General features: G+C 59.4%; 21 protein-coding genes. 9 read left to right on the top strand and 12 right to left on the bottom strand.

Annotation, left to right across the window (positions count from 1 at the left end; genetic code table 11):
* Nucleotides 1-156 precede the first annotated feature (156 nt).
* The 8 genes from PROAA_RS16045 to PROAA_RS16010 all read right to left on the bottom strand — a co-directional run bounded on the left by PROAA_RS16045 (nt 157) and on the right by PROAA_RS16010 (nt 12665).
* Entirely contained in the window at nt 157-1602 is a 1446-nt protein-coding gene (locus tag PROAA_RS16045; protein WP_186412313.1) for an efflux transporter outer membrane subunit, read from the bottom strand.
* The gene (locus PROAA_RS16040; protein ID WP_186412312.1) at nt 1595-4813 is read right to left on the bottom strand and encodes an efflux RND transporter permease subunit; all 3219 of its coding nucleotides are present in this window, start codon (nt 4811-4813) and stop codon (nt 1595-1597) included. The genes PROAA_RS16045 and PROAA_RS16040 overlap by 8 nt, the downstream gene beginning before the upstream one ends.
* A 6-nt stretch (nt 4814-4819) precedes the next feature.
* Complete coding sequence (locus PROAA_RS16035; RefSeq protein WP_186412311.1) at nt 4820-6031, bottom strand: efflux RND transporter periplasmic adaptor subunit; 1212 nt, start codon at nt 6029-6031, stop codon at nt 4820-4822.
* 190 nt (nt 6032-6221) lie between these two features.
* Complete coding sequence (locus PROAA_RS16030) at nt 6222-7250, bottom strand: hypothetical protein (protein WP_186412310.1); 1029 nt, start codon at nt 7248-7250, stop codon at nt 6222-6224.
* 72 nt (nt 7251-7322) lie between these two features.
* Complete coding sequence (gene fabI, locus PROAA_RS16025; protein WP_186412309.1) at nt 7323-8105, bottom strand: enoyl-ACP reductase FabI; 783 nt, start codon at nt 8103-8105, stop codon at nt 7323-7325.
* A 17-nt stretch (nt 8106-8122) separates the two neighbouring features.
* Complete coding sequence (locus PROAA_RS16020; protein ID WP_186412308.1) at nt 8123-9307, bottom strand: acetate/propionate family kinase; 1185 nt, start codon at nt 9305-9307, stop codon at nt 8123-8125.
* Nucleotides 9304-10248, bottom strand: a complete 945-nt coding sequence (locus tag PROAA_RS16015; RefSeq protein ID WP_186412307.1) for a phosphate acetyltransferase — start codon at nt 10246-10248, stop codon at nt 9304-9306. Before PROAA_RS16015 ends, PROAA_RS16020 begins: the two co-directional genes overlap by 4 nt.
* The gene (locus tag PROAA_RS16010) at nt 10248-12665 is read right to left on the bottom strand and encodes a DUF3141 domain-containing protein (protein ID WP_222102315.1); all 2418 of its coding nucleotides are present in this window, start codon (nt 12663-12665) and stop codon (nt 10248-10250) included. Before PROAA_RS16010 ends, PROAA_RS16015 begins: the two co-directional genes overlap by 1 nt.
* Before the next feature lie 294 nt (nt 12666-12959).
* Here PROAA_RS16010 and PROAA_RS16005 point away from each other — a divergent pair, with 294 nt between their 5' ends.
* From PROAA_RS16005 to PROAA_RS15995, 3 genes are read left to right on the top strand one after another with little or no spacing between them, the layout of a single operon-like run.
* Nucleotides 12960-15161, top strand: a complete 2202-nt coding sequence (locus PROAA_RS16005; RefSeq protein ID WP_186412306.1) for a patatin-like phospholipase family protein — start codon at nt 12960-12962, stop codon at nt 15159-15161.
* A 13-nt stretch (nt 15162-15174) separates the two neighbouring features.
* Entirely contained in the window at nt 15175-15747 is a 573-nt protein-coding gene (locus PROAA_RS16000) for a lipid-binding SYLF domain-containing protein (RefSeq protein ID WP_186412305.1), read from the top strand.
* 35 nt (nt 15748-15782) lie between these two features.
* Complete coding sequence (locus PROAA_RS15995; RefSeq protein WP_186412304.1) at nt 15783-16058, top strand: hypothetical protein; 276 nt, start codon at nt 15783-15785, stop codon at nt 16056-16058.
* Between the two features lie 76 nt (nt 16059-16134).
* On the opposite strand, the gene PROAA_RS15990 is transcribed toward PROAA_RS15995, so the two are convergent.
* The gene (locus tag PROAA_RS15990) at nt 16135-16845 is read right to left on the bottom strand and encodes a DsbC family protein (RefSeq protein ID WP_186412303.1); all 711 of its coding nucleotides are present in this window, start codon (nt 16843-16845) and stop codon (nt 16135-16137) included.
* A 30-nt stretch (nt 16846-16875) separates the two neighbouring features.
* A complete protein-coding gene (locus PROAA_RS15985) occupies nt 16876-18036 on the bottom strand; it encodes a UbiH/UbiF family hydroxylase (protein WP_186412302.1) in 1161 nt (386 codons plus the stop codon).
* 82 nt (nt 18037-18118) lie between these two features.
* On the opposite strand from PROAA_RS15985, the gene PROAA_RS15980 reads away from it, so the two are divergent.
* Nucleotides 18119-18466 (top strand): hypothetical protein, encoded by a 348-nt coding sequence (locus PROAA_RS15980; protein ID WP_186412301.1) that lies wholly within the window; start codon nt 18119-18121, stop codon nt 18464-18466.
* 95 nt (nt 18467-18561) lie between these two features.
* On the opposite strand, the gene fbaA is transcribed toward PROAA_RS15980, so the two are convergent.
* A complete protein-coding gene (gene fbaA / locus PROAA_RS15975; RefSeq protein ID WP_186412300.1) occupies nt 18562-19635 on the bottom strand; it encodes a class II fructose-bisphosphate aldolase in 1074 nt (357 codons plus the stop codon).
* A 194-nt stretch (nt 19636-19829) separates the two neighbouring features.
* Between fbaA and PROAA_RS15970 the strand changes: the two genes are divergently transcribed.
* Nucleotides 19830-20729 carry a FecR domain-containing protein gene (locus tag PROAA_RS15970; protein WP_186412299.1) on the top strand — a complete coding sequence of 300 codons (900 nt, stop codon included), beginning with the start codon at nt 19830-19832 and terminating at the stop codon, nt 20727-20729.
* Nucleotides 20730-20731: 2 nt separating this feature from the next.
* Here PROAA_RS15970 and PROAA_RS15965 read toward each other — a convergent pair whose 3' ends face one another.
* Nucleotides 20732-21097: a hypothetical protein gene (locus tag PROAA_RS15965; protein ID WP_186412315.1), complete on the bottom strand. Its 366-nt coding sequence runs from the start codon at nt 21095-21097 to the stop codon at nt 20732-20734.
* A gap of 237 nt (nt 21098-21334) precedes the next feature.
* Here PROAA_RS15965 and PROAA_RS15960 point away from each other — a divergent pair, with 237 nt between their 5' ends.
* The 4 genes from PROAA_RS15960 (at nt 21335) to PROAA_RS15945 (ending at nt 26668) form a co-directional block, all read left to right on the top strand.
* Nucleotides 21335-23515 carry a UvrD-helicase domain-containing protein gene (locus tag PROAA_RS15960; RefSeq protein WP_186412298.1) on the top strand — a complete coding sequence of 727 codons (2181 nt, stop codon included), beginning with the start codon at nt 21335-21337 and terminating at the stop codon, nt 23513-23515.
* A 224-nt stretch (nt 23516-23739) separates the two neighbouring features.
* A complete protein-coding gene (locus PROAA_RS15955) occupies nt 23740-24714 on the top strand; it encodes a quinone oxidoreductase family protein (RefSeq protein ID WP_186412297.1) in 975 nt (324 codons plus the stop codon).
* Nucleotides 24714-26048 (top strand): TAXI family TRAP transporter solute-binding subunit, encoded by a 1335-nt coding sequence (locus PROAA_RS15950; protein WP_186412296.1) that lies wholly within the window; start codon nt 24714-24716, stop codon nt 26046-26048. The genes PROAA_RS15955 and PROAA_RS15950 overlap by 1 nt, the downstream gene beginning before the upstream one ends.
* The gene (locus tag PROAA_RS15945) at nt 26045-26668 is read left to right on the top strand and encodes a ParA family protein (protein WP_186412295.1); all 624 of its coding nucleotides are present in this window, start codon (nt 26045-26047) and stop codon (nt 26666-26668) included. Before PROAA_RS15950 ends, PROAA_RS15945 begins: the two co-directional genes overlap by 4 nt.
* Nucleotides 26669-26820 lie beyond the last annotated feature (152 nt).

Genomic DNA, 26820 nt, shown 5'->3' with positions numbered 1-26820 from the left:
CACAAGGCCGTTCACGACTTTTCGCAGTGGATCGAAGTGCGACGTCTGGAATCCGTTCCCTATGTTGCGCACCGTCCGGGGGTCGTGCGTGAGCTGGCCGAGGGCATGCTCCTTTGGTTGGGCTTCCAGCTCTAGCCGCAACCGACGGGCGAAGGCCTATTTCTTCTCTTCGGCGCCGGCCTCGGCCTCGGATACTGCTTCGGGTTTGGCTTCTGCTGCCACCTCTGGTTTCGTCATCCAGCCGCCACCCATGGCCTTGTAGAGAATGATCATCGACTGCAACTGGGTTTGCTGCGTCTTGGTATAAGCCAGTTGCGCATTGAACAGGCTGCGTTCGGAGTCAACTACCTCCAGGTAGCTGGTGTAGCCATTGTCGTAGCGCAGACGGGCAGTGCCTGCATATTGCTCAAGCGAGGCGACCTGCTGCCGTTGCGCGGCTAGCTGGACTCGTGCTCTGTCTTGAGCGACCAGCGCATCATCAACCTCGCGGAAGGCGTTCTGGATGGCCTGTTGGTAGCGGAGCAGAGCCTGTTGCTGCTGCGCTTCGGAAACCAGGAGTTGCCCGGCGAGTCCGCCTGCCGTGAAGATCGGCATGCCGACGGCACCCGCGTATTGCCAGACCTTCGACCCGCTGCTAAAGAGATTAGAAAGACTACCGCTGGCGAAACCCAAGATACCGGTGAGCGAGATCGAGGGGAAGTAGGCGGCCTTGGCCACGCCGATTTCCGCGTTGGCGGCAATCAGCTCCTGCTCGGCTGCGAGAATGTCGGGGCGACGTTCGAGCAGGTCGGAAGGCAAGCCTTCCGGGATAACCGGCGGAACCAGCTCGTCAATTGTTCTGCCACGAGTTATGGGGCCGGGATTGCGACCCAGCAGGACGCTGAGCGCGTTTTCCTGCTGGGCAATGGCGAATTCAATCGGCGGAATGCTGGCCAGCGCTTCCTCGTATTGCGACTTGTTCTGGCTCAGTTCGAGGATCGAGATGACGCCACCGTCGTAACGATCCTGAAAAATCTTGTAGGACTCTCCGCGTGATCTGGCCGTATCCCGGGCGATCTCAAGCTGGCGATCAAGGTCGCGCAGGTTGATATACCCGCCGGCGACGCTGGCAACCAGTGACAGAATGACGCCCTGTTTGGCCTCTTCAGTCGCTGCGATCTGCGCACGTGCCGCCTCGCTCTGGCGACGGATCTTGCCCCACAGGTCAATCTCCCAACTGGCGCCGAGCAGCGCCTCGTAGGTGTTGTAGGTTGTGGCGTTGGTCGCGCCAGGCAGCACGTTCTTCTGCCGTGCTGCGTTGTAACCCGCACCGACCTGCGGGAAGAGCTGTGAGCGCGTCACACCATAGCGGCCTTCGTATTCCTCAATGCGCGCGCTGGCGATCATGATGTCCTTGTTTTCGCGCAAGGCGGTGGTCACCAGATCGTTGAGTACCGGATCGTTGAACTGTTCCCACCAGTCGGAATTGGCCAGTTGTTCGGCCCGAACTTCGCTCAGGCGCCAAGCCGCCGGGGCGTCAGCCGGCGGGCGCACATAATCCGGCCCGATCATGCAACCGCTGACTAGCAGCGCCAGCAGGGGAGCGGTCAAAGACTTACGCATGGCTCTCACCCTCCTTTCCGGCGATCTGCGCCGGGGGCTCGGCTACGACTGCATGGCCATGGCCGCCGCCATCGTCGTCAGGGTGCTGATAGGGGCCCGTATGGCCTTTGTGCGCTAACTTTTCGACAACGTAGAAACACACCGGGACGATGAAGATGGCCAAACAGGTCGCCGCCAGCATGCCGCCGATCACGGCGCCGCCCATCACCTGCCGTGAAATCGCACCGGCACCGGTGGACAGGGCCAGCGGGATCAGACCGAAGATGAAGGCGAAGGAGGTCATCAGGATCGGCCGTAGTCGGAGCTGCGCACCCTTGAGCGTCGCATCGGCCAGCGACAGCTCGCCCTTCTCATACTCCATCTTGGCAAACTCGACGATCAGGATGGCGTTCTTGGCGGCGAGGCCGATCAGCATCACAAGGCCGATCTGCGCGTAGATGTTGTTCTCCTGGCCGCGCAGCAGAAGCGCCGCGAAGGCGCCGGCAACGGCAATCGGCGTGCCGAGCAGGACAGAAAACGGTAGCGACCAGCTCTCGTATTGCGCCGCCAGGATCAGGAACACGCAGAGCAGCGAGAAGCCAAAGATGACCATCGGTGACACGCCCTGCTGCGCCCGCTTCTCCTGGTATGACATGCCCATGTAGTCATAGCCCATTTCGCCGGGCATCGTCTCGGCAAACACCTCCTCGAGCGCCTTCATGACCTGATCGGAACTGTAGCCGGGTGCTGCCGAGGCGTTGACCTGGGCGCTGCGGTAGAGGTTATAGCGCATCGTGAACTCCGGGCCGGCGATGTTGCGCACCGAAGTCAGCGCTGACAACGGCACCGCTTGTCCGTCCTTGTTGCGCACATAGAACTGCCCGATACCGTCGATATTGGTGCGGTAATCGCCTTCGGCCTGCAGATAGACCTGCCACTGGCGTCCGAAGCGGTTGAAGTAATTGATGAAGCCGCTACCCAGGAAGCTTTGCAGTGTCTTGTACACGTCGTCTATATTGACCCCCTGCTTGAGTACCTTGTCGCGGTCGACGTCGACGAACAGTTGCGGGACGGTCGGCCGGAAGGTGGTCGACACGCCCGCCAATTCAGGACGTTTTCTGGCTGCGTCGACGAACTTGGTGGTGTTCTCGGCAAGGAACGCGATGTCCTTGCCGGCGCGGTCCTGAAGGATGAACGTGGCGCCGCCCGAGGTGCCGACGCCGGGGATCGCTGGCGGCGGGAAGGAGAAGCCGATGGCGGCGGGAACGCTACCGAGCTGCTTGTTGAGCGCGGCCTTGATCGCCTCGTACTGCTCCTCTGGCGCCTTGCGCGCCGCCCAGTCTTTCAGGGTAATGAAGAAGAACGCGCTGTAGGTGTTCTGCACCTGGCTGAGCATGTTGTAGCCGACGACCGTCGTCGTGTACTCGACGCCCGGGACCTTCATGATCAGCTCTTCGGCCTGCTTGGCGACCTCCCGGGTGCGCTGCAGCGAAGCCGCGTCGGGAAGCTGGATGCCGGCGTATACGAAGCCCTGGTCCTCATCGGGAAGGAAGCCGACAGGGGTCATCTTGCCGAGGAAGCCGGCAGCGACGGCGATGCCGAGCAGGAAGAAGAGGCTGACCGCACTCTTGCGGATGGCCACCCGGCAGGTTCCGACATAGCCGCCGGTCAGCCGGTTGAAGCCCTTGTTGAACCAGTCGTAGAACTTCTGCATCGGCCCTGTTCCCCTGACCTTCGGCTTGAGCAGGAGGGCACAGAGCGCCGGACTCAGCGTCAGCGCGTTGAACGCCGAAATGATCACCGACAGCGCAATGGTGACGGCAAACTGCTGGTAGAGCTGGCCGGTGATGCCGGGAATCATCGCTGTCGGTACGAACACCGCCGACAGGATGACCGCGATGGCGATCACCGGCCCGGTGACTTCCTCCATCGCCTTCATCGTCGCCTCCTTGGGCGACAAGCCGTGCTCGATGTGGTGCTCGACGGCTTCGACAACGACGATCGCGTCGTCCACAACCAGACCAATGGCCAGTACCAGACCGAACAGCGACAGCGTGTTGATCGAAAAACCGAAAACTGGGAAGAGCATGAAGGTGCCGACCAGCGAGACCGGCACGGCGAGCAGCGGGATCAGCGTCGCACGCCAGCCTTGCAGGAAGGCAAAGACAACGATGATCACCAGGACGATGGCTTCGAAAAGTGTGTGCTGGATGGCCGTGATGCCTTCGGTTACCGACAGCGTGGTGTCGAGGGCGACGACGTAGTCGAGGTCGGGCGGGAAGCTCTTCTTGATGGTTGCCATCAGCGCCTTGGCGCCGTCGGCGGCCTCAAGGGCATTGGCGCCCGGCATCTGGTAGAGGGCGATCAGCGTCGCCGCCTTGCCGTTGAGCCGGCCTTCCATGTTGTAGGTCTGGGCGCCGAGTTCGATGCGCGCGACGTCGCGAACGCGAACGATCGATCCGTCCGGATTGGCGCGCAGGACGACGTTGCCAAACTGCTCTGCATTCTCCAGCCGCCCCTGCGCACGTACCGCGTAGGTAAATTCCTGCCCCGGCGGGGCAGGCTCGGCGCCGACCGTTCCGGCCGGATTGACGGTGTTCTGCGCGTTGACCGCGTTGATGATTTCGGGAATGGTGATGTTCAGCTTGGCGAGCTGGTCGGGCTTGACCCACAGGCGCATCGCGTATTGGCCGGCGCCGAAGACGGTGACGCTGGCGATGCCCTTGACGCGAGTCATCTGGTCGTTGATGTTGATGTACGCGTAGTTGGAGAGGAAGACGCCGTCGTAAGTGTTGTTCGGCGAGTAGAGGGCGAACATCACCAGCGGCGAAGCGGTCGACTTCTGTACCGTGACGCCGAAGTTGCGCACGTCGGCCGGCAATTGCGAGTCGGCCTGGTTTGACCGCATCTGGGTCAGAATCTGGTCGGTGTTGACGTCGGTGGCGATGTCGAAGTTGACCGTCAGCGTCGACTGGCCGTTGTTGGCGTTGATCGAATACATGTAGTTCATGTTGTCGACGCCGGACATCTGCTGTTCGATCGGGGTCGATACCGCCTGTTCGACGGTCAGCGCGTCGGCGCCGGTGTATGTGGCGTTAACCTTGATTTCGGGCGGCACGATATTCGGGAACTGCGCGATTGGCAGCCCGGCCATCGCGACCAGGCCGATCAGCGTCATCAGGATCGAAAGGACCATGGCGACGATCGGCCGATTGATGAAGAACTTGGCCATGGCCGCTTACCCCTTGCTTTCGGGCGCAGACGCCGCCGGTTTTTCCCCGGATTTTTCTGGCATGGCGGCAGCCGGCTCGAACGGCTGCGGATTGACCGTACTCCCGTCCTTGACCTTCTGGGTGCCTTCGGCAATCACCTTCTCGCCAGGCTGCAGGCCGCTGGCGATGATCCAGTCCGAACCGATGCGCGCACCAACGGTCACCGGACGGATGGCGACCTTGTTATCGGTGCCGACAACCGCCAGCAGGTACTTGCCCTGAATTTCGGTAACCGCTCGCTGCGGCACCAGCAATGCTCCCTTCTCGATTTTCATCGTCGCCCTGATGCGGCCGTACTGGCCTGGGCGGAGCAGTTTGTCGGGATTCGGGAACAGAGCGGCGCCCTTGAAGGTGCCGGTCGTCGGGTCGACCTGCCGGTCGAGGAACGAGAACTGCCCCTTGTGCGTATAGACCGAGCCGTCTACCAGAATCAGTTCGAGGGGGACGCGTTCGTGTCGTTCGCCTTCGGCCTGGAGTGCCCTGGCAAGGGCAAGATATTCGCGCTCGCTGATATTTATATAGACCTTGATCGGATCGACGGTGGACACGGTCGTCAGTTCGGCCGGCATACTCGGGCTGAGCAGGTCGCCGATCTGGGCCTTGGCGATGCCGGCAATGCCGTCGATCGGCGATGTGATCCGGGTAAAGCTGAGGTTCAGTTTGGCGGTCTGCAGCGACGCTTCAGCGGCATCGAGCGAGGCCTTGGCCGACAGTTCCGCACCGGTGCTGTCGTCCAGATCCTTCTGGCTGAGGGCGTTCTTGGCCGCCAGCGGCTTGACCCGCGCCAGATTGGCCTTGGCGTTCTGGTAGAGTGCGCCTTGCTGGCCGCGCAATCCCTTGGCCTGGTCGACGGCGGCTTCGAAAGTGCGCGGGTCGATCTCAAAGAGCAATTGCCCCTTCTTGACCAGGTCGCCTTCGCGGTAGTGTTGTTTGATCAGGTAGCCGGTTACCTGCGGGCGGATGACGGCATTGACTTCGCCATCCAGCGACCCGATCCATTCCTCGTAGATCGGCACATCTTTCTGAATGACCGTCATGACTTGTACGGCGGGCGGCGCGGGTGGCGCTTTTTCAGTCTTGTCGCACGCCGCGGAAAAGATCAGGGCCAGACAGGCAAGGCCGGTAGCTGTTTTACGAAGTGCACCTGCACCATGATGATGTAATTCGCTCTGCTTCATGACAGCTCCCGCTATGGATGTTTCGCTCGTTGTTAGCATGTGAGAAGGACGCGCCTGTTCGATGGCGCTCCAGTATGGCCAGACGGCATTCCGGCGACAGTATATCGCGTTGAACCGTGCCGGCCCGTTCGGGGGTGGGCTTTTGACCGCAAATTCACAAAGTTGTGGCAACCGACCCCGTGTCGATGCTTCAGAGGTAACGTGCCGCATGATCAAAATTCAGCTTCTGTGGGGGTGGCAGTTCCGTGCGCGCGACACGTTCCAGAGTTATTGCTCGACGCTGTGGCGTTGCGCCACTTAGTTCCACAATGACGAATTCGACGTCGGCAGCCGTAGCGGTGCTGGTTTCCTCGAGCATCACGTTCATCGGACTGAGTCGCAAGCGCGTCGGCTCGAAGCGCAGATAGCTTTCCGGCTTGCCGAGTACCTCCTTCAAGCATTCGAGTTCCGCCTCCAGTACCGACTCGCCGCCCCCTATCGCGTGCAGTTGCCGCTCGTTCTCCAGCAGCGACGCCTCCAGTTGGGTCTGCTCGCCTGGCGCCGCCGGATCCGCACCAAACATCGATCCCAGGCCCGGTCCGTGTTTCTGGAGCAAGCGCAAACGTGTCCGGATCAGGGATCGGCTGGCTTGCAGCTCCTGCCGCTCGACACGCTCCTCACCAATCTCCGACAGCGCCTGGGCCACCAGATGCTCGAAAACCTCGACGCCAACGATTCGACGTAAACGCGCCTCATCGCGACCGCAGAGCCGCGCCCGGTGATCCGAGAAGCTCACGCTCGTTTGTGCCACGTCGCGCTGCACCATGTCGCCGTGCAGCGCCATACCGAAGACCCGTTGTTTGTTGATCGCCATGCCGAGGATCACCAACGCCTCGTCGAGTTCCGGGAATTTGTCGAACAGGGTGCGCAGATTTTCCGAACGGCCGAGCACGCTCTGGATATCGGTCGGTGCGACGAAGAACGCGCGCAGAGCCGGATCGGAAGACCATGCCTTCGCCGAAAGAGGATGAGCGGCGGGCAATGCCGCGACCTGCGCGCACAGGAATTCAATCGTCGTCTCGACAGCCGGAGTCAGGCGCTTGTAGCAGTCGGGCAGCAGTTTGAGCCGCGGATTGGTCAGTGCGATGGCTTTCTCTACGGCTCCTTGAATCATTTCGTCGGACACCCGATCGGGGTCGAACTGACCTGGTCGGTTCTTGAACCAGTCGAGAATACCCATCACTGCGCTCCCCATTGAAGAACACGTTCAGTCACCGCATCAATCCTCGCTGCCCGACACCGCTTGTGCCGGTCACGCCATGATGTTCACCCCGCCATCGACATAGACCGTATTGCCGGTCAAGCGCCTGGCGTAAGGCGTGGCAAGGAAAGCGCAGGTAAAGCCTATGTCCATGATGTCCACCAGCTCCCCGAGCGGCGCGCGCTGCGCCGCCTCGTTGAGCAGCAGGTCGAAGTCTTTCAGACCGGATGCGGCTCTTGTCTTCAGCGGCCCCGGCGAAATGGCGTGCACCCGGACGCCCTGCGGTCCCAGCTCGTAGGCAAGGTAACGACAAGCGGACTCCAGCGCAGCCTTCACCGGGCCCATCACGTTGTAGTTCGGTGCGACCTCGGTGGCGCCGTGGTAGCTCATGGCAAACATCGAACCGCCCTCGGTCATCAGCGGCGCCGCCAGCTTGGCCATGCGGATGAACGAATGGCACGAAATATCCATCGCCTGGGCGAAGCCCTCCGCCGAACAGTTGAGCAATCCCCCTTGCAGATCCTGCATGGGCGCGAAGGCGATGGAGTGCACCAGAATATCGAGCTTGCCCCATTGCTTTGTGATTGCATCGAACACCGCTTCGAGCTCGCCGGGCTTGCTCACATTGAGCGGCATGATGATCGGCGCATCCAGTGCCTTGGCCAGCGGTTCGACGTACTGTTTCGATTTCTCGTTGAGGTAGGTGATGGCGACATCGGCTTCCAGTTCGCGAAACGCCTTGGCGCAACCGTAAGCGATGGAGTTTTCGTTGGCGATGCCGACGACCAGTGCTTTCTTGCCCTTGAGCGGGGGACGGGGGATTTCAACGGTCATGATGTTGCCTTTCCTGATCAGGTGAGTTTGAGGATGCGATGGGTGTGTCGTGCGATCATCAATTCTTCGTTGGTCGGAATCACCCAGGCTTGAGTCCGGCTGCCTGCCGTGCTGATGCACGGGCCACCGGCAGCGTTGGCGACAGAGTCGAGTTCCACGCCAAGCCAGGCGGCAGCCTGACAAACCCGCTCCCGGATCGGCGCGGCGTGCTCGCCGATGCCGGCGGTAAACACCAGGGCGTCGAGTCCGCCGATGGCGGCAGCGAGCGAGCCCAGTTCGCGAGCGATGCGGTAAACGAACAATTCAACGGCGAATTTCGCCTGTGGCTCGGTTGAATCCAACAGGGTGCGCATGTCGCTGGAAAGCCCCGAAACACCGAGCAGGCCGGACTTCTGGTAGAGCAGTTTCTCGATGGCACGGGTATCCATCTTGAGCTCGTCCATCAGGTAAAGCACGACGCCCGGATCCAGGTTGCCGCAGCGCGTACCCATCGGCAGACCGTCCATGGCGGTGAACCCCATGGTGCTGGCCATGCTCTTGCCCGCCTTCACGGCGCACATGCTGGCACCATTACCCAGATGCAGGACCACGGTGCGCCCCTGTGCGGCGCGCGGGTCGTACTCTGCCAGCACGGATGCGATGTACTCGTACGAGAGGCCGTGGAAACCGTAGCGCCGCACACCGCGTTCGGTGATCTCTGGCGGCAGGGCGAAGGCCTGTGCCACCGCTGGCTGCGCATGATGGAAGGCGGTGTCGAAGCAGGCGACCTGAGGCAGCTCCGGGCGGTTGGCCAGCAACAGGCGGATTGGCGTCAGGTTGTGCGGCTGGTGCAAGGGTGCCAGTGGGATGAACTTCTCCAGGTCGTTGACGATTTCGGCCGTCAGGCGCACCGGCGCGGCGTAGTCGACGCCGCCATGTACCACGCGGTGACCGACGGCGGCCAGCTGATGGTCACCAAGCTGCTGACGCAGGAAATCGGACAGGTGGGCAAGCCCACCATCGTGACCAAGCGCCTCGTCCGGCGCCCACTGTTTTTCGCCGATGATGCCTCCGTCCGCGTTCTTGGCCTTGAACTTCGGCGCCGTATAGAGGCCTTCGAGTTGCCCGCCGAGGAACAACTCCAGTGCATTTCCGCGTTCCAGGAACAGCGAGAACTTGATGCTCGAAGAACCGGCGTTGAGAACCAGAATCGCATCGCTCATGAAGCCACCACCTTGCTGGCGTTTTCCCGCCGCGCCTGAGCGACCAAGGCGGCTATCGCGCAGGAAGCCAATCGGGTCGTCACGGAGTCGGCTCGGCTGGTGAGAATGATCGGCACCCGTGCACCGAGCACGATGCCTGCACTGTCGGCGTTGGCCATGAAGCTCAGGCTCTTGGCGAGCATGTTGCCGGCTTCAAGGTCGGGCGCAACCAGGATGTCAGCCATGCCCGCCACCGGCGAATCGATCTTCTTGATCTGCGCCGCCGTAAGATTGATCGCGTTGTCCAGCGCCAGAGGTCCGTCCAGAATGCCGCCGGTGATCTGCTTGCGGTCGGCCATTTTGCACAGGGCAGCGGCTTCCACCGTCGAGGGCACGTCGGGGTTGACCGTCTCCATCGCCGACAGGATGGCGACTTTCGGGTTCGGGAAGCCTAGAGCCGTGGCCATGTCGATGGCGTTCTGGATGATATGCATCTTGTCGATCAGCGTCGGAAAGATATTGATCGCCGCGTCGGTAACGATGATCACCCGATCCAGCATCGGCACATCCATGATGAATGCGTGGCTGATGCGGCGTTCGGTACGCAGGCCGGTTGCGCTGCGCACCACGGCGCCCATCAGCTCGTCGGTGTGCAGGCTGCCCTTCATCAGCATCTCGGCTTTGCCCTCGCGCGCCAGTTGGACCGCCATCGCGGCGGCGGCATGGCTGTGCGGCTCGTCCACCAGTTGATAAGGGGAGATGTCGAGCTTGAACTGGGCGGCGACCGCTTCGATCTTGTCGCGCGGACCGACCAGGATAGGCAGCAGAATGCCCATTTCTGCGGCCTCCACCGCGCCCCTGAGCGAGCTTTCGTCGCACGGGTGAGCAACGGCGGTGGGTATCGGCTCCAGTTCCTTGCAGCGGTCGATCAGGCGGTCGTATTTCTCGTGCGTGCGTTCCATCACTTTCTCCTCTGTGTCGGTGTCGATCTGGCGGGCTTGCCCGAATCCTCTTTCGCCCGCTCGACTGGTATAGCCGCTTTGACTGCTTTGGCTGGGGCGGCCACCGTGACCGGTTTAGCCCGGCCGATTGCCTTGGCCTTGGGGGCTGCTTTGGCCTTGGGGGCTGCTTTGGCCTTGGGGGCTGCTTTGACCGGTTCGGCGGTGGCGAAGAGTTCTTCAATCTGCGCCAGCCGTTTTGCCCGTTCGCCGGTGACTTCACCGGTTGCCGACACGGCTCGACGGACTTTGCCGAGCGCTTCCTCCCGGGCGGCGTCGTCGGCGGGCAGCATCCGCGGAATCGCGGCCAGCGCACCGTCACGGTCGAGCAGCAAGCTGAAGAACTGTTCGCGCAGGGTCTTCTTGAACTCGTCCAGTGTCACGCCGCCGTGTTCGGCGCGAATCCGGCGCAATTCGTTGAACGCGCGCTCATCCACCCCTGCCCCGGCCATGCCGATATAAACCAGGCTGCGAATTGCGGCTTCGCGAACGCCACCTTCGGCGATCCGTGCTTTAAGCTCGCCGATGCGCTTCTCGATGAACGCGATGCGTTCCGGTTCATTCCCCGGTCGCTGGCGCGGCTCCTCGTCGGTGGGCTTCACTCCGACCAGCGCTTGCAGCAACGGCGAGCTGTAGATCGCCAGAAAGATCTGCTCCATGCTGCTGTCACGCAGATCACGATAGCCGTCAAGCGCGGCAACGATTCGATCCGAGAATATGGCTTGCCACTGCACGAGGGGATTGTCGGGCGAAACCGGCTGGCGCTGCCCGCGCACCTGCTCGGCCAGACGGGCAATCTGTTGCATCAGCGGATTGCGGTCCGAAAAAAGCTGGTAGGGCAATTCAGCGGAGTTGAACTTACGCAGCCATTCGGACGTTTGTTCGTTTACGACCGCTTTGACGAAAGGCTGGAACAGGGTGCGATACAAGCCGAGGTTGATTTCGGACACGCGCCGCGCAGCGGCGAAGCGGCGTTCGTTTTCGGGACTGGGCTGGACGATGGCGCGAACGTCGTCCAAAGTACGTTGTTCGAAACGCACGATCCAGTCCCCGGCGATCAGCTCCGGATTCGCTGCGTCGGCACTCTTCGGCGTCATCACTGCTTCGTAAAGACCGGGCGGCAGCACATCGATCAGATCGATATTGGTCGCGAACTCCTGATGCTCCTTCCGGGCTATCCCACCGCCGACAAAGATGCCGAGATGGCCGATGCTGTCATGGACGGCATATACGATGGTCTGGCCGCACGCACGGATGTCGTCATCCTTGCCATAGAGATCGACGATCCAGCCCAGTGCCTGTTGCGGCGGGGTGATGTTGTCGCCCTTGGAGCAGAAACAGAGGATCGGCGAGCGGATGTTGCGCAGATCGATGCGTTCGCCGTCGCTGGTGGAGATCTCGGCAGTGGCGAGGCGGTTTCCGACGAACAGTTCATCGACGATCCATTGCATTTCCTCGGCATTGAGATTGACGTGGCCGCCCCACCATTTCTCGAATTCGAGGAAACGATCTCCTTCGCTGTCCACCTTCGACCACAAATCGTAATTCTTGGCCCACAGGGTATTGGAGGGATTCTGATTCTCGAAATTCTCGACCAGGTAACCGCCGTTGAACTTGCCGTTGCCCAGGTCGCTGGTCAGTGCCGTAATCCAGCTGCCGCCGGCCAGGCCACCGGTGTAGCGCATCGGGTTCTGGCCTTCGACCCCGGCCCAATAGGACAGTGGCGAGCCGGGAATGATGATCGGCCCGAACAGTTCCGGCCTGAGGGCGGCCACCATCATCACTGCCCAGCCGGCCTGGCAGTTGCCGATGACGCAGGGCTTACCCTCGGCGTCAGGGTGAAGTTCAATGACCTTTTCCAGAAACACCGCTTCCGCGCGCATGATGTCTTCGATGGTCTGGCCGGGCATCGGGTCGGGGGTAAAGCCGACGAAGTAGGCGGGGTGGCCGGCACGCATGGCCATACCGAGTTCGCTGTCTGCCTTGAAGCCACCGATTCCCGGCCCATGACCGGCACGCGGGTCGACCACTACGAACGGGCGCTTCTTCAGGTCGATCACGACCCCTTGCGGTGGCTTGATCCGCACCAGCAGGTAATTGACCGGCCGTTCAAAAGTGCGGGCGTCCAGCACCAGTTCGGCATCGAAGCTCAGGACGTGAGGTACCGCCTTTTCCTTCTGCGCATAGTATTGATCGCTACGCTGGCGCAGCACATCCCAGAACAGAATGGTGCGCTGCATGGCATCGGTCATGTACTCACCGAACGCCCCCCCGGCCAACAGGGAGTTGCCGACTCCTCCGCTCGACATCAACGATTGCAGCGCATTCGGCGTCTGCTTGGCGGAGACGTCACTCGTTTTCTTGCTCGAGGTTTTGGTCATCTTGATTTCCTCCAGTCCAGGTTCATCGTTTGGAGCAAAAATATGAAATCAGTATAACATTGAATTATTATTGTCAGTCCTTAAATTATACCGCACGCGCCACAGTTGGGCGCCTAAAGCATTCGCCTTTACCCGGATTTACGTGTTCGATATCAATAGCGGAGCCTCTGAGAAACACGATTTTTTCAGTCGATACTTAACTGTTATGATGCCGCGGGACTGTATGCCGCCCGGTCAATCGCCCGGCAACTCATATAGCTTCATCCACCGTCAATTTCCTGAAAATGGTCTGTCATGAATATACGTTCGGTTGTTCAAAGTCTTGTACTTGCCGGCCTGTTCGTCGCGGCTTCGCTGACCCATGCTGCCGAGGCAACGCGCCCGCGCATCGGCCTGGTTCTCGGCGGGGGCGGCGCGCGTGGTGCGGCGCATATCGGCGTGCTCGAAGTACTGGAACAACTGCGTGTGCCGGTCGATTGCGTGGCTGGAACCAGCATGGGCGGTCTGGTTTCAGGGGCCTTTGCCGCCGGCTTGTCTCCGGCCGAAATGCGTTCGGCGCTGGCCAAGGCCGATTGGGACGATATGTTTCAGGACTACCCGGCGTATTCAGAAATCAATTACCGCAACAAGGTGCTCGCCAAGAAATTCATTCCGGCCTCGGAAACCGGTGTCACCAGCAAGGGGCTTTCGTATCAGGGAGGGGTTGTTGCCGGAGAAAAAATAAAGCTGTTCTTTAACCGGCTGGTGCATTCCGATCAGGGCGAACGGAAGATCGAATTGCTCCCCTTGCCCCTGTCGATCATTGCCACCGACATCGGCAATGGCGACAAGGTGGTCTTTCGCGATGGCAGCCTGACCCGCGCCATGCGCGCCAGCATGTCGGTGCCCGGTCTGCTGGCACCGGTCGATTACAATGGGCACAAGCTGGTCGATGGTGGGTTGGTGGACAACGTGCCGATCGACGAAGTGCGCAGCCGCTGCCAGGCCGATATCGTCATCGCGGTTAATGTCGGTTCGCCGCTGATGAAGGCGGAAGATGTGGGGTCGTTGCTAAGCGTCACTGTGCAAATGGTCAACATTCTGACCGAACAGAACGTCAGACAATCGCTGGCGACGCTCAAGCCGACCGACATCTACATCAAGCCCGATCTCGAAGGGATTACGGCGGGCGACTTCAAGAAGAGTTCGGAAACGGCGGATCGCGGGAAGTTGGCGGCCGAAGCGCTGGCCGAGCGGCTCAAACCTCTGTCGGTGAGCGAATCGGAATACGCGACGTGGGTGAACAAGATCGCCTATGCCAGAACGGCGCCTCCGGTCATCGATGAAGTTCAGATAGCCGGTTTGAAGCGGGTCAATCCTGCCGCGGTCGAGCGGCATCTACGTGGCGCCCTGCCTGGTGAAAGCGTTAAGGAAGGTGAACTCGACAAAGACATGCTGCGTGCCTATGGCGACGGCTGGTACGAGACCGTCGACTATGAAATGCTGACGACTCGCGATCGCAACATCCTGCGCGTGCTGCCGGTCGAGAAGAGCTGGGGACCGGATTATCTGCGCTTTGGTATCAATCTTGACAGCGACTTCAAGGAAGACTCTTCCTACACGCTGCGAGCGGCTTACGACAAAACCTGGATCAACAGTCTCGGCGCAGAGCTCCTTGTTGGCGCGGACATCGGCAACGCGCCCAGCATCGGGCTGAATTATTACCAGCCGATTGATCCTGCACAGCGCTACTTTGTGGAAACGAACCTGAATTACAGTGGGCGATCGTTCAACGTCTATCAGAACAACGAAAAACTGGCCCAGTACTGGCGAACGGCAGGTGTTGCCTCGGTTTCCGCCGGCATGAATGTCGGCCTGCTCGGCCAGGTGCGCGCCGGCTACCGAAGAACCTGGCAGGAAGCCAAGCTGGAGACAGGGGTTCCGTCGGCGTTTTTCCCTTCAAGTTCGAATGAGTCCTACGGCGGCGGATTCCTGACACTTGATTTCGACCAGAAGAACCAGCTCTATTTTCCGTCGTCCGGCTGGAGTTCGAGGCTTGGCTATTTCGACGTATCGGAGAAAGGCTACAGCAGGCTTCTTGCGGAATTGCAGGGTGCTTATTCCATTGGCGATTACGTCATCAATTCCGGGGTCAGATACCAGGGCTCACTGCGCGGGAAATTGCCCACCTACGATGCCGGAACGCTGGGTGGCTTCCTCAATATGTCGGGGTTCGCCAGGAACGAGCTGAATGGCGATGACATCACTAACGGCAACCTCCGTTTCGAGAAGATCATCGGGCGCTTTCCGATGGGCTTGCGCGGCGATCTGCGTGCCGGAATCTCGCTTGAAGCCGGCAAGGTGGGGACACCCTATACAGAAACGCAGATCAAGGGCTGGACAAGATCTGCAGCCATTTATCTGGGCGGAGAAACGCCGCTCGGGCCGGTTTATCTTGGATACGGTTACAATGACACCGGAGCGTCGAGTGTCTATTTGTTCCTCGGAACGCCATAACGGAGAGTAAGTCATGTCTAGTACTGTGTTAAGAAATGCGGTGTTCGTTCTCTGTCTTGCGCTGATGGGGAGCATTCCGGCCATGGCGGCCGCCAGCAAGGCGCAGCAGCAGGCGGAAGTGCGCAAGACCAGCCAGAGCGTTCTGAACCAACTGTACCGGGCCAAGCCGTCGGCGCGCGCTGCTGTTAAAGCGGCGGTGGGCTACGCGACCTTCAGGAACTTTGGCATGAAGCTGTTTTTGGCCGGCGGCGGTGGCGGCTCGGGTGTCGCGGTGAACAATGTCACCAAGAAAGAAGTGTTCATGAAGATGCTTGAGGTTCAGGCCGGCCTGGGTTTCGGCATCAAGAAATTCAGCGTAGTGTTTATCTTTGAAACCGAGTCGGCATTCAACGAATTCGTCAACTCCGGCTGGGAATTCGGCGGGCAGGCGACGGCGGCGGCAACCGATGGAAGTTCCGGAGGTTCGTATCAGGGCGCGGTTTCGGTGATGCCCGGCGTCTGGATGTATCAGATGACCGACAAGGGTCTGGCGCTGGAAATGACCGGCAAGGGAACCAAGTACTACAAGAACGACGATCTGAATTAAACTGTACTGGCAAACATACGTTTAAGGAGCAAATGATGAATAGCGAGTCGCAGGATGCCGGAGTGATTGCGGCCATTGTAGAGCGTCTGGAAGAACAACGACTGCCGCGTGCCCTGGACCTGAAAGCCAAGGTTGACCAGGGCGGTATGCTTGATGACATGGATATCGAATTCCTGGAGCATGTCTTTGCCGACAACAACAAACTCAAGCCGCTGCTGGCGCGCCATCCCGAGTATCAGGATCTGGCGGCACGCATGTTGAATTTGTATCTGGAGATCACGACCAAAGCGCTGGAGAATGAGCAGAAATAGATCAGCGGAAGAGTGGGACCAATAGAAACGGCAAGGGGCGCGCGAGGCGCCCCTTGCCGTTGTTGCATCAACGAGTTTATTTGCTGCTCGGAATTTGATCCAGCTTCTTTTCGATCTGCGCCAGGGGTAGTGCTCCTGGAACGCGATCGCCATTGGCAAAAAAGATTGTCGGAGTACCGGAAATGTTCAGCTTGCGACCAAGTTCAACCGTCTTTTGAACAGCACTTGTGTCGCAGTCACTCTTACCTGATGGCGCCTTGCCATCAAGCATCCAGTCATCCCAGACCTTGACCTTGTCGGTGGCACACCAGATCTGCTTTGACTTCTCGAGTGAATCAGGCGAAAGGATCGGATAAAGGAACGTGTAGATGGTTACGTTGTCCAGTTTGACCGTATCTCTCGCCAGCTTCTTGCAGTAGCCGCAGTTCGGATCCTCGAACGTTGCGAGTACGCGTTTTCCATCGCCATGCACCCGCTTGAACGCGAGCTCAAGCGGCAGCTCCGAAAACTTGATTGCAGTGAGCTTTTGCAAACGCTCGGCGGTTATGTTCTTCATCGTCGCGCCGTCGATCAGCGTTCCGGCAATGATGGCCGTCAGCTTCTCGTCGGTATAGAGAATCTGTCCTTCGGTATAAACCTCGTAGAGTCCGAGATACGGGCTCTTGCTGACGCTCGTGACTTTGCTGCCCAGCTTGGCTTCGACAGCTTTCTTTACGCTGGCCTCATCAGCAACTGCTGTCAGACTGACAGTGGCCGCCAGAGCGAGCGCAAGGATTTTATTCAACATGGTTATTTCTCCGTTTAAGCACGTGAGTAGTTAAAAGGCGCCGACTGCGTAACGAACGAGCATGTTCTTCAAGACCGGCACGGCGTTGGTCACATTCATTCCCACGTTGCGCAAGGGTTTCAGTCCCGGAAGTCTCTCACGAAATAGTCGACGCAATGTATGAGTTGTGTACTGCATCAGAACGGTTTCTTCACGTCGGGCACGCTGGTAGCGACGCAAAAGGCGTTCACTGCCGATGTCCAGCCATTCGGGGTTGGCAGTCAGCAAACCGGCCAGCACCCTGGCATCCTGAAAGCCAAGATTGATCCCATGACCGGACAACGGGTGAATGCCGTGTGCGGCGTCGCCGATCAGTGCCAGCCTTGGCGCAACGGTGCTTGGCACGCGCATCAGGCGCAGCGGGAACGCGGCCGCCTGCGAGATCTGCTTCAGTTTCCCCAATATGTTCGCACCTGCGTTTGCAACGCGGAAACACAGCACTTCTTCCGGCTCGGCCATCAACTCGGCGGCGTCCGCATCAGGCGTCGACCAGACCATCGAGATGCGATTTCCAGCGAGTGGGAGCCAGGCGAGGACGCCATCGTCACGGAACCACTGACGGGCAATGCCACGATGAGGACGTTCACATTCGAAGTTGGCCACCATCCCCATTTCGCCGTACGGTGTGTCGATGGACTTCAGGCCGGCCGTCTCGCGAACCCACGAGTCGCGACCATCGGCGCCAATCAACAATTTTGTCGCCAGTTTTTGGCCATCCGTCAGCGTCAGCACGACCGCTTTCTCGCTCATTTCAATGGCGCTCGGCACGGCAGGGCAAAACAGGCCAAGGTTGCTTTGCCGCTTGACGTTTTCCCACAACTCGACGGCCATCAGCGACGATTCAAGGATCCAGCCGAGTTCAGACATGCCCGATTCATAGGCGGAAAAGTCCAGTTGCGCACCACCGTCACCGTGGATTTCCATGGCGTAAATGGGGGAAATACGCTCGGCATCCAGATGCTTCCACACACCGATCTGCTGCAGAAAATCGGCGTTTGCCGGAGTGATGGCATAGACACGCGCATCCCATCCTGCGACGGGAGTCGGCATACGTCCTTCCACGAGGGCGATCCGGAGGCGCGTATCGCGCAAGGCACAGGCCAGCGAAAGTCCAGCCAGACCACCGCCGACGATGACAACATCAAACGACATTGAAAAACTCCTGCAAACGGGGATTGTGCCTTGTCGCGCTATCGTTTTACAAGCATGCCAACGCGTGTTAAACGTTCCGCCTATGAATTCAAGTGAAGAACCCGGCGAGCACTGCTTCTTCCCGGCGATCGTGTGTTTCGAGTGCGACTCGCCGATTGATGCGCTTGTCGCGCTTTGCGTACCACGCGAAGAAGCGATGGATCTGGTGGCTGCGTCGTGGCGTAGCGACGAATCGGGCTGCGTCGTGGCAACTGTCGATGGTGGTCGAACGGTAGCGGCGATACGCACTCCGGAAGGGCGCTGGGCCGCATGCAACGCGTTTCCGGGGGCGGGCATTTCTACTTGGCGTGAGGCCGAGCGACAGCTTCAAAAGCTTCTCAAGCGGGGTCGGCGCGGATATGTGGGAGTGCAGATCAATCGACCGCTGTGATGATGACAAGACGCTGGATTTCAGGCAACAATCATTACAGCCAAAAAAACGCCGACTCACGAATGAGTCGGCGTTTATTTCGTGCGGTCTGTTGATCAGGCCAGCGTACCGATGTTATTGAGATCGGAGAAAGCCTGCTTTAGACGCGCCTTGAAGGAATCCTCGCCAGCACGCAGGAAAACGCGCGGGTCGTAGTACTTCTTGTTCGGCTTGTCCTCGCCATCCGGGTTGCCAATCTGACCTTGGAGATAGCCTTCGTTCTTCTTGTAGTAGTTCTTGATGCCTTCCCAGAAGGCCCATTGCGTATCAGTGTCAATGTTCATCTTGATGACGCCGTAGGAAATGGCTTCGCGTATTTCCTCAAGGCTCGATCCCGAACCACCGTGAAAGACGAAGTCGATCGGTTGCGCCTTGGTGCCGTATTTCTTCTCGATGAAGGCTTGCGAGTTCTTCAGAATGACCGGCTGCAGTTTGACGTTGCCCGGTTTGTAGACGCCATGCACGTTGCCGAAGGACGCGGCGACGGTAAAGCGGTTGCTGACCTTGGACAGTTGCTCGTAGGCGTAGGCCACATCTTCTGGCTGGGTGTAGAGCTTGGAGCTATCGACATCGCTGTTGTCGACACCGTCTTCTTCGCCGCCAGTGACGCCGAGCTCAATTTCCAGTGTCATGCCCATCTTGCTCATGCGCTGGAGATAACGCGAGCAGATTTCAATATTCTCTTCCAGTGGCTCTTCCGACAGATCGAGCATGTGTGAGCTGAACAGCGGCTTGCCGTTGGCCTTGAAGTAAGCTTCGCCAGCGTCAAGCAGTCCGTCGATCCAGGGCAGCAGTTTCTTGGCAGCGTGGTCGGTATGCAGCACGACTGTGGCGCCATACATTCCCGCCAGGGCGTGCACGTGGTGTGCTGCGGAAACGGCACCAGCGATACAGGCGCGTTGCGCCTCGTTTTTCAGGGCCTTGCCAGCGTAGAACTGGGCGCCACCATTGGAGAGCTGGATAATGGCCGGAGATTTGACTTCGGCAGCGATTTCCATGACGGCGTTCACTGTGCTCGTGTTGATAACATTGACGGCCGGCATGGCGAAACTCTTTTGTTTTGCCAGCGCAAAGAGGGCTTGCAAATCATCGCCAGTGGCAACTCCCGATTTTACCTGCGGTGCATTCATGATGAGATATCCAAAAAGACGGTTGGTGGAAGGGAAAAAACTTTACTCGTATTCGTACATCAGGTCAATGACTCTATCTCTAGACACAAGAAAAACGCTTTCAGAACAGTGATGTTAGCTCGTATCCACCCGTTGTGTCAGCCTGATAGAATCAGACTATTCGTTATCTCCAACCTGTGAAAGCTGGTTCCACGATGAAACACTCAACGCGTTTCCTGATTGCCGGCTTTTTGTTGGTCAGCACGTTCTCGGTTGCCGCTGCCTCGCAAGCTAACCGCGCCTATGCTCTCGTTGATAGCGTGCAGATGCCCGCCTGGGTCGAGCGAAATGGAGTCCGGCAACCGCTTGAACCTGGAACGGCACTGCGCGACCATGATCGCCTGGTGACCGGCGCCGATGCACGCGCGCTCATCCAGCTCGCCGAAGGGAGTGCCGTCAAGCTGGGCGAGAACACTCAACTCGATTTGAATGCTCTCGGCTGGCGCGAGAACCGGGTGTTTGCTGCCGTGCTGGATGTTGCCAAGGGAGCCTTCCGTTTTACGACCGGCCTATTCTCCAAGCGGCACCAGCAACGCTCCGTCAACGTACGCATTGCGACCATCACCGCAGGCATTCGCGGCACCGATGTTTGGGGCAGTGCGGATGCCGAGCGCGACCTCGTCTGCCTGCTCGAAGGACGGATTACCGTTTCACATCCGCAGGATGATGAGGTGCGCGAACTGAGCGAAGCGCTTAGTTTCTACACCGTACCCAAGGGAGAGGCGCCCAATCCGGTAGGCAGGGTCGATGAGGAACAGGTCATCAAGTGGGCGGCAAAAACCGAGGTTCAACCGGGTAGCGGCTACACGCGGCGCGGCGGACGGTGGGTGGTTGAACTGGCGATTTTCGATGGCAAGGACGACGCTCTGGCTCTCTTCGACCGCACCCGTGCCGCAGGGTACGCCGCTCACATCAAACCGCGTCCTAAGCAGGGAGGTGGTTACCGTTACTCGGTTCGTGTCAATCAGCTAGCTGGTGAACCGGAAGCCGAAGCGCTCGCCGAAAAACTCAAACTGTTGCTTGAGCTGAGCGCTCCCGTCGTTACCAAGCAATGATTTCAGAGTTTGTAGACCGCTGGCTTCTGTCCGAAGACTAGAGCGCGCCAGTTGGCCAGCCAAAAAATATAGGATTTCTTTGCTGCGAACAAATTCAGTTGCAGCATCCGGTTTTGATGACGCAACAACCAACCGATGCGCGGGACCAGCGACAAGGCACCCACCGGAGCGCGCTCTGCACACTTCTCGCGTTCTTCTTCGGCAAGATCAAGAAAACGACCGACGGCCAGAAAGTAGTAGTCCGAACTGTCGCAATCACCCGTCAGCTCTTCGGTTTCCCCGGCGGCTCGGCGCCATAGACTTAGCGCCAGCTGCTCGCTGATACCATTCTTGCGGGCTATCCACGGTAGTATTTTTGGTGCTTTCATGCTGTGTTTCTCCTTGTGTTCTGGCGGTAACCAGGCACTGAGGAATATTGATCGAACCGCGACCTTGTGGGTCTTCAATTGATGCAGTGCAACAACATTATAATCCAACTCTGCGCAGTCAACGTGAACTATTTGTCGGTTTGGTTCCTATTTCATTCCGCTGCTTTGCGCATGTGCAACATTCAGTTGCTGTTGCGACCGCTATAATCATACGGCTTTCCCCGAAAACCCTGTTTGATGCCCGACATCCTCGCCAATCTCAATCCACCGCAACTTGCCGCGGTAACCCTGCCACCCCAGCATGCGCTCATTCTGGCCGGAGCCGGAAGCGGGAAAACGCGTGTGCTCACCACGCGTATTGCCTGGCTTATATCAACCGGACAGACCGGGCCGCACAGTATTCTCGCCGTGACTTTCACCAACAAGGCGGCGAAGGAAATGCTGGCGCGCCTGGCCGCGATGCTGCCGATCAATATACGCGGCATGTGGATCGGCACTTTTCACGGGCTGTGCAACAGGTTGTTGCGAGCACATCACCGTGATGCCGGTTTGCCTGCGCTGTTCCAGATTCTCGACTCGGCCGATCAGCTCTCGGCTATCAAGCGCCTGTTGAAGAACTTCAATGTGGATGATGTCAAGTTCCCTCCGCGAGAACTGGCGGGTTTTATCAATGCACACAAGGAGCAAGGCATACGCGCCGCGCAGGCTGAGGCTTATGATGACTACACCCGGCGCCGCGTTGAGCTTTATGCCGAATACGATTCGCAGTGCCAGCGCGAAGGGGTGGTCGACTTTGCCGAACTGCTGTTGCGCTCCTACGAAATGCTGCAGCGCAACGAGCCCTTGCGTCACCACTATCAGGAGCGCTTCCGACATATTCTCGTCGATGAGTTTCAGGACACCAACCGCCTGCAATATGCCTGGCTGAAGCTGCTGTCTGGGCACAACGCGCCAGTTTCTCGCCCCAACGGCGCCTGCGTTTTTGCCGTCGGTGATGACGACCAGTCGATTTACGCTTTTCGCGGCGCCGAAGTCGGCAACATGCGCGACCTGGAGCGGGAATTCAAGGTCGAAAATGTGATCCGCCTCGAACAGAACTACCGCTCGCAGGGCAATATCCTCGACGCGGCCAATGCACTGATCAAGAATAATCGGGGCCGCCTCGGCAAGAATCTATGGACCGACGCCGGTGCCGGCGAGCCGATCCGGGTATTTGAGGGCTTTTCGGACATCGACGAGGCACGCTTTGTCGTCGATGAAGCGCGCGAACTGACACTTGACGGCTATACGCGCAACCAGATCGCGTTGTTGTATCGTTCCAATGCCCAGTCACGCGTCCTCGAGCATCAGCTGTTTACAGCCGGGGTCCCGTATCGCGTTTATGGTGGGTTGCGCTTCTTTGATCGCCAGGAAATCAAGCATGCACTGGCCTATCTGCGCCTGATCGGCAATCCGGACGACGACACGGCCTTTACCCGCGTGGTCAATTTTCCGACGCGAGGCATTGGCAGCCGCAGCATCGAAGCCCTGCAGGAAGCGGCGCACCGCGCCAACTCCAGCCTGTACAACGCCGCGGCCAGTCTGAGTGGCAAGGCGGGCACGGCGGTCGGCAACTTCATCCGGCTCATCGAAACGCTACGCGAGGAAACCCGGGCCCTGCCGCTGCCGGAAATCATCGACCACCTGATCGAGAGAAGCGGCCTGCGACAGCATTACCTGGCAGAGAAAGAAGGCCGCGAGCGTCTTGAGAACCTCGACGAACTGATCAACGCTGCGACCAACTTCCTGCACGAAGAGTCCGACACCCTGGCTGCTCAGGAGGCCGATCCGCTGGCTTCCTTTCTCGCCCATGCCTCGCTCGAAGCCGGTGAGCATCAGGCCGGCGAAGGACAGGAAGCGGTGCAGTTGATGACCGTACATGCCGCCAAGGGGCTGGAATTCGACGCAGTGTTCATCACCGGTCTGGAGCATGGGCTGTTCCCGCACGAAAATGCGGCGCAGGAACGTGACGGTCTGGAGGAAGAGCGGCGGCTGATGTACGTTGCCGTCACTCGTGCACGCAAGCGGCTCTACCTCTCGTACGCGCAAACCCGCATGCTGCATGGCCAGACCCGCTACAGCCTGCCCTCGTTTTTTCTGGAAGAGTTGCCCGAGGCCTTGTTGCACAAGATCAATCGAGCGCCGGCCTACAGCAACAACGCGGCGACAGCACCCGCACGTGCAGCTGTGTCGCCAGCGTCCGGGCAAACCTCGGCGAACGGCCTGCGCATCGGGCAAAACGTGCAGCACGCCAAGTTCGGTCTGGGTGTAATTGTTTCGGCGGAGGGGCGTGGGACGGAGGCGCGCGTGCAAGTCAATTTCGGCGCTCACGGCATGAAATGGCTGGCGCTGGAGTATGCCAAACTGGCTCCGGCCTGAGACCGCGCAAGCGTATTTCCCGGAGGTTGGCAGACGCCTCCACGAATCGTTTCGCTCGGTTCAACTCTGCTCCAAGCCGGCATGAGTTTGGCACCATTTCCGCCTTGCCCGAACCGCCCGCACCGGCTAGGCTAGAACCTGTCTTCATTCAGCCCATGCTTCGGCCGAATGAACCGACACCAAGCTCATGACCTAACGACACAACGTCTACTCAGGAGAACATCATGCCCTTCGCCATTCGAATTCATCAGCCCGGTGGTCCCGAAGTCATGCGTTGGGAGGAAGTCGCCGTTGGCGACCCGGCACCCGGCGAGGCGCGCATCCGCCATACGGCAGTCGGCCTGAACTATATCGACACGTATCATCGCAGCGGTCTTTATCCTCTCCCCATGCCTGCCGGATTGGGCATGGAGGGGTCTGGGGTCGTGGAAGCGGTCGGGGCAAACGTCGCCGATCTCAAACCCGGTGACCGGGTAGCGTACGCCGGCGGACCGGTGGGCGCCTATTGCCAAGTACGTTGCCTGCCGGCGGATCGGCTGCTGAAACTGCCGGATGAGATTGATTTCCGTACCGGCGCCGCGATGATGTTGCAGGGACTGACCAGCGCCTATCTGCTGCGCCGTACCTACCCGGTTCAGCCCGGCGATGCCGTTCTGATCCACGCGACGGCTGGCGGGGTTGGGCTGATCGCCTGCCAGTGGGCCAAGGCACTTGGGGCGACGGTCATCGGCACCGTCTCCAACGAGGCCAAGGCCGAGCTGGCGAGTCGACATGGCTGCGATCACATCATCTTCTACACCCGCGAAGACGTGGCCAAACGCGTACGTGAAATCACCGCTGGCGAAGGCGTCGCCGTCGTCTATGACGGTGTCGGCAAGGATACCTTCATGGGCTCGCTCGACAGTCTGCGCGTTCGCGGCATGATGGTCAGTTTTGGCAATGCCTCCGGCCCGGTATCGCCGTTTGACCCGCTGTTGCTGTCACAAAAGGGCTCGCTGTTCATTACCCGGCCGACCCTGATGCACTACATCGCCAAGCGCGATGAACTGCTTGCGCTGGGAGCCGAACTCTTTGCAGTCGTCAGCTCGGGCAAGGTCAAAATCGAGGTCAACCAGACCTACGCGTTGGCCGATGCCGCCAACGCGCATCGCGACCTTGAATCACGCAAAACAACCGGCTCGACGATACTTCTGCCTTGATGCACAAACTTCGCGCCAAGATCGTTTCAATTCGCGACCTGCTGGCGACAGCCTGGCCGATCACCCTGATCACGGCCATAGGTTTCGTTGTCGCCTATCAGTTTGTCAAGCCGGCGCCTCCACGACACATGACCATCTCGACTGGAGGCGAGGCGGGTGCTTACTATGCCTATGCCAAGCGCTACGCTGCACTTCTTGCGGCAAACGGCGTCACGCTGGAGGTCCGGACTTCGGACGGTTCGGCGCAGAACCTGAAGCGTTTGAAGGATGGAGAGGCCGACGTTGCATTTGTACAAGGGGGAATAACGGAGAAACTCGAAGACGATGATGAAAGCGATCTGCGCTCGCTGGGCAGCGTGTCCTACGAGCCGCTGTGGGTCTTCTATCGCAACAAGCGCCGGATCGACAAACTGGACCATCTCGACGGCCAGCGCATCGCCGTAGGTGAAGACGGAAGCGGTATCCGCGGGCTGGCTCTGCAACTGCTCGAAGCCAACGAGATCTCAATACACAGCAAGAAACTCGTACCCGTGGCAGGACTCAATGCGGCCGAAGCCCTGCAGCAGGGCGAAATCGATGCGTCTTTCATCATCTCCGCACAGGAAGCGCCTGTGGTGCAGGTTCTGCTGCGTTCACCGGGAATTCGGGTGATGAGCTTCGTTCAGGCCGATGCCTACACGAGGCGTTTCGGTTTCCTCTCAAAAATAGTTTTGCCGCGTGGCGTGGTTGACCTGGTACGCGATACGCCACCAAGAGACACGGTACTTCTGGCCACAACCGCGAACGTGATCGTGCGAAATGATCTTCACCCGGCTCTCGTCAACCTCCTGCTCCAGGCGATGACCGAGGTGAACGGCAAAAGCGGCTTTTTTCAGCCCGCCGGTGAATTTCCCGCTTACAAGGATCAGAGCTTCGTTCTTTCGGACGAAGCCGAACGCTACTACAAATCCGGGCCTCCTTTCCTGCAGCGCTACCTGCCCTTCTGGATTGCGGTGCTGGTCGAACGCCTGTTTGTGCTGGCGCTGCCGATCATCGTCCTGCTGTTCCCCTTGCTCAAGATCGCGCCCTCAATCTACAACTGGCGGGTACGCTCCAAGATATTCCAGTGCTATGGCGATCTCAAGTTCTTGGAAAACGAATTGCGTGAAGGCTACGATTCTTCCCGCCATGCGGAGTATCTGGCCCGGCTTGATCGTATCGAGGAGGACGCCTATTCGCGCAACATCCCGCTTGCCTTCAGCGATCTGTTGTATACCCTGCGCGAACATATCAACCTCGTGCGCGAAAAACTATTTAAACTCCAGGCCCAGCCTGTGACCGAAAACAAGGCGTGAAATCCTTTCTGATTGCTAACCCAAAGGGCGGTTCGGGAAAATCGACACTGGCCACCAACCTGGCCGGCTATTTTGCCCGTTGTGGCCATCAGGTCATGCTGGGTGATACCGACCGGCAGCAATCGTCGCGAGAATGGCTCGCCATCCGTCCGGATATCCTGCCTCCGATACGAAGCTGGGATGTTGCAAAAGACCGGCCGGCACGGCCACCCAAGAATACGACTCACGTCGTATTGGACTCCGCTGCCGGACTGCACGGCAAAGCGCTGGAACGAATGCTCAAGCAAGTCAGGCATGTCATCGTTCCCGTTCAACCTTCTCTTTTCGACATTTGGGCAACACGCCATTTTCTCGAAACCCTGCTTGAAGAAAAGGCGGTGCGCAAGGCACAGACGTTCGTCGCAGTCGTCGGCATGCGCGTCGATGCGCGGACGCGAGCAGCAACCGAGCTTGAGCGCTTCCTCTCCTCCTACGATGTGCCGGTTCTCACCTTTCTGCGGGATACGCAGCTCTATGTGCAACTGGCAGCCAGCGGCATGACCATCTTCGATCTTTCGCCATCGCGCACCGAGAAGGACATGGCGCAGTGGAAACCGGTCATGGATTGGGTAGACGCTTGAGACGGTAGCAGCGAGAGCAATGGCGGCTGATCGCCTCACCCGATGCTTCGCAAGGCAGCGCACTGATCCATCAAAATGCCTGGCTTTAGGCTGCGCAATTGGAACCGGGCGCCGCGCTGGATTACACGCTCGATCCGGTACGGCTGGCCTAT

Source organism: Candidatus Propionivibrio aalborgensis (assembly GCF_900089945.1).
GTDB classification, from domain to species: Bacteria; Pseudomonadota; Gammaproteobacteria; order Burkholderiales; family Rhodocyclaceae; genus Propionivibrio; species Propionivibrio aalborgensis.
The sequence above is the reverse complement of the archived record's forward strand: the minus strand, read 5'-3'. Positions and strand labels throughout refer to the sequence as shown.

What these genes read in the sequence shown, in the direction of transcription:
- PROAA_RS16045 (WP_186412313.1), bottom strand. Translation starts at nt 1,602, where the DNA reads ATGCGTAAGTCTTTGACCGCTCCCCTGCTGGCGCTGCTAGTCAGCGGT.
- PROAA_RS16040 (WP_186412312.1), bottom strand. Translation starts at nt 4,813, where the DNA reads ATGGCCAAGTTCTTCATCAATCGGCCGATCGTCGCCATGGTCCTTTCG.
- PROAA_RS16035 (WP_186412311.1), bottom strand. Translation starts at nt 6,031, where the DNA reads ATGAAGCAGAGCGAATTACATCATCATGGTGCAGGTGCACTTCGTAAA.
- PROAA_RS16030 (WP_186412310.1), bottom strand. Translation starts at nt 7,250, where the DNA reads ATGGGTATTCTCGACTGGTTCAAGAACCGACCAGGTCAGTTCGACCCC.
- fabI (WP_186412309.1), bottom strand. Translation starts at nt 8,105, where the DNA reads ATGACCGTTGAAATCCCCCGTCCCCCGCTCAAGGGCAAGAAAGCACTG.
- PROAA_RS16020 (WP_186412308.1), bottom strand. Translation starts at nt 9,307, where the DNA reads ATGAGCGATGCGATTCTGGTTCTCAACGCCGGTTCTTCGAGCATCAAG.
- PROAA_RS16015 (WP_186412307.1), bottom strand. Translation starts at nt 10,248, where the DNA reads ATGGAACGCACGCACGAGAAATACGACCGCCTGATCGACCGCTGCAAG.
- PROAA_RS16010 (WP_222102315.1), bottom strand. Translation starts at nt 12,665, where the DNA reads ATGACCAAAACCTCGAGCAAGAAAACGAGTGACGTCTCCGCCAAGCAG.
- PROAA_RS16005 (WP_186412306.1), top strand. Translation starts at nt 12,960, where the DNA reads ATGAATATACGTTCGGTTGTTCAAAGTCTTGTACTTGCCGGCCTGTTC.
- PROAA_RS16000 (WP_186412305.1), top strand. Translation starts at nt 15,175, where the DNA reads ATGTCTAGTACTGTGTTAAGAAATGCGGTGTTCGTTCTCTGTCTTGCG.
- PROAA_RS15995 (WP_186412304.1), top strand. Translation starts at nt 15,783, where the DNA reads ATGAATAGCGAGTCGCAGGATGCCGGAGTGATTGCGGCCATTGTAGAG.
- PROAA_RS15990 (WP_186412303.1), bottom strand. Translation starts at nt 16,845, where the DNA reads ATGTTGAATAAAATCCTTGCGCTCGCTCTGGCGGCCACTGTCAGTCTG.
- PROAA_RS15985 (WP_186412302.1), bottom strand. Translation starts at nt 18,036, where the DNA reads ATGTCGTTTGATGTTGTCATCGTCGGCGGTGGTCTGGCTGGACTTTCG.
- PROAA_RS15980 (WP_186412301.1), top strand. Translation starts at nt 18,119, where the DNA reads ATGAATTCAAGTGAAGAACCCGGCGAGCACTGCTTCTTCCCGGCGATC.
- fbaA (WP_186412300.1), bottom strand. Translation starts at nt 19,635, where the DNA reads ATGAATGCACCGCAGGTAAAATCGGGAGTTGCCACTGGCGATGATTTG.
- PROAA_RS15970 (WP_186412299.1), top strand. Translation starts at nt 19,830, where the DNA reads ATGAAACACTCAACGCGTTTCCTGATTGCCGGCTTTTTGTTGGTCAGC.
- PROAA_RS15965 (WP_186412315.1), bottom strand. Translation starts at nt 21,097, where the DNA reads ATGAAAGCACCAAAAATACTACCGTGGATAGCCCGCAAGAATGGTATC.
- PROAA_RS15960 (WP_186412298.1), top strand. Translation starts at nt 21,335, where the DNA reads ATGCCCGACATCCTCGCCAATCTCAATCCACCGCAACTTGCCGCGGTA.
- PROAA_RS15955 (WP_186412297.1), top strand. Translation starts at nt 23,740, where the DNA reads ATGCCCTTCGCCATTCGAATTCATCAGCCCGGTGGTCCCGAAGTCATG.
- PROAA_RS15950 (WP_186412296.1), top strand. Translation starts at nt 24,714, where the DNA reads ATGCACAAACTTCGCGCCAAGATCGTTTCAATTCGCGACCTGCTGGCG.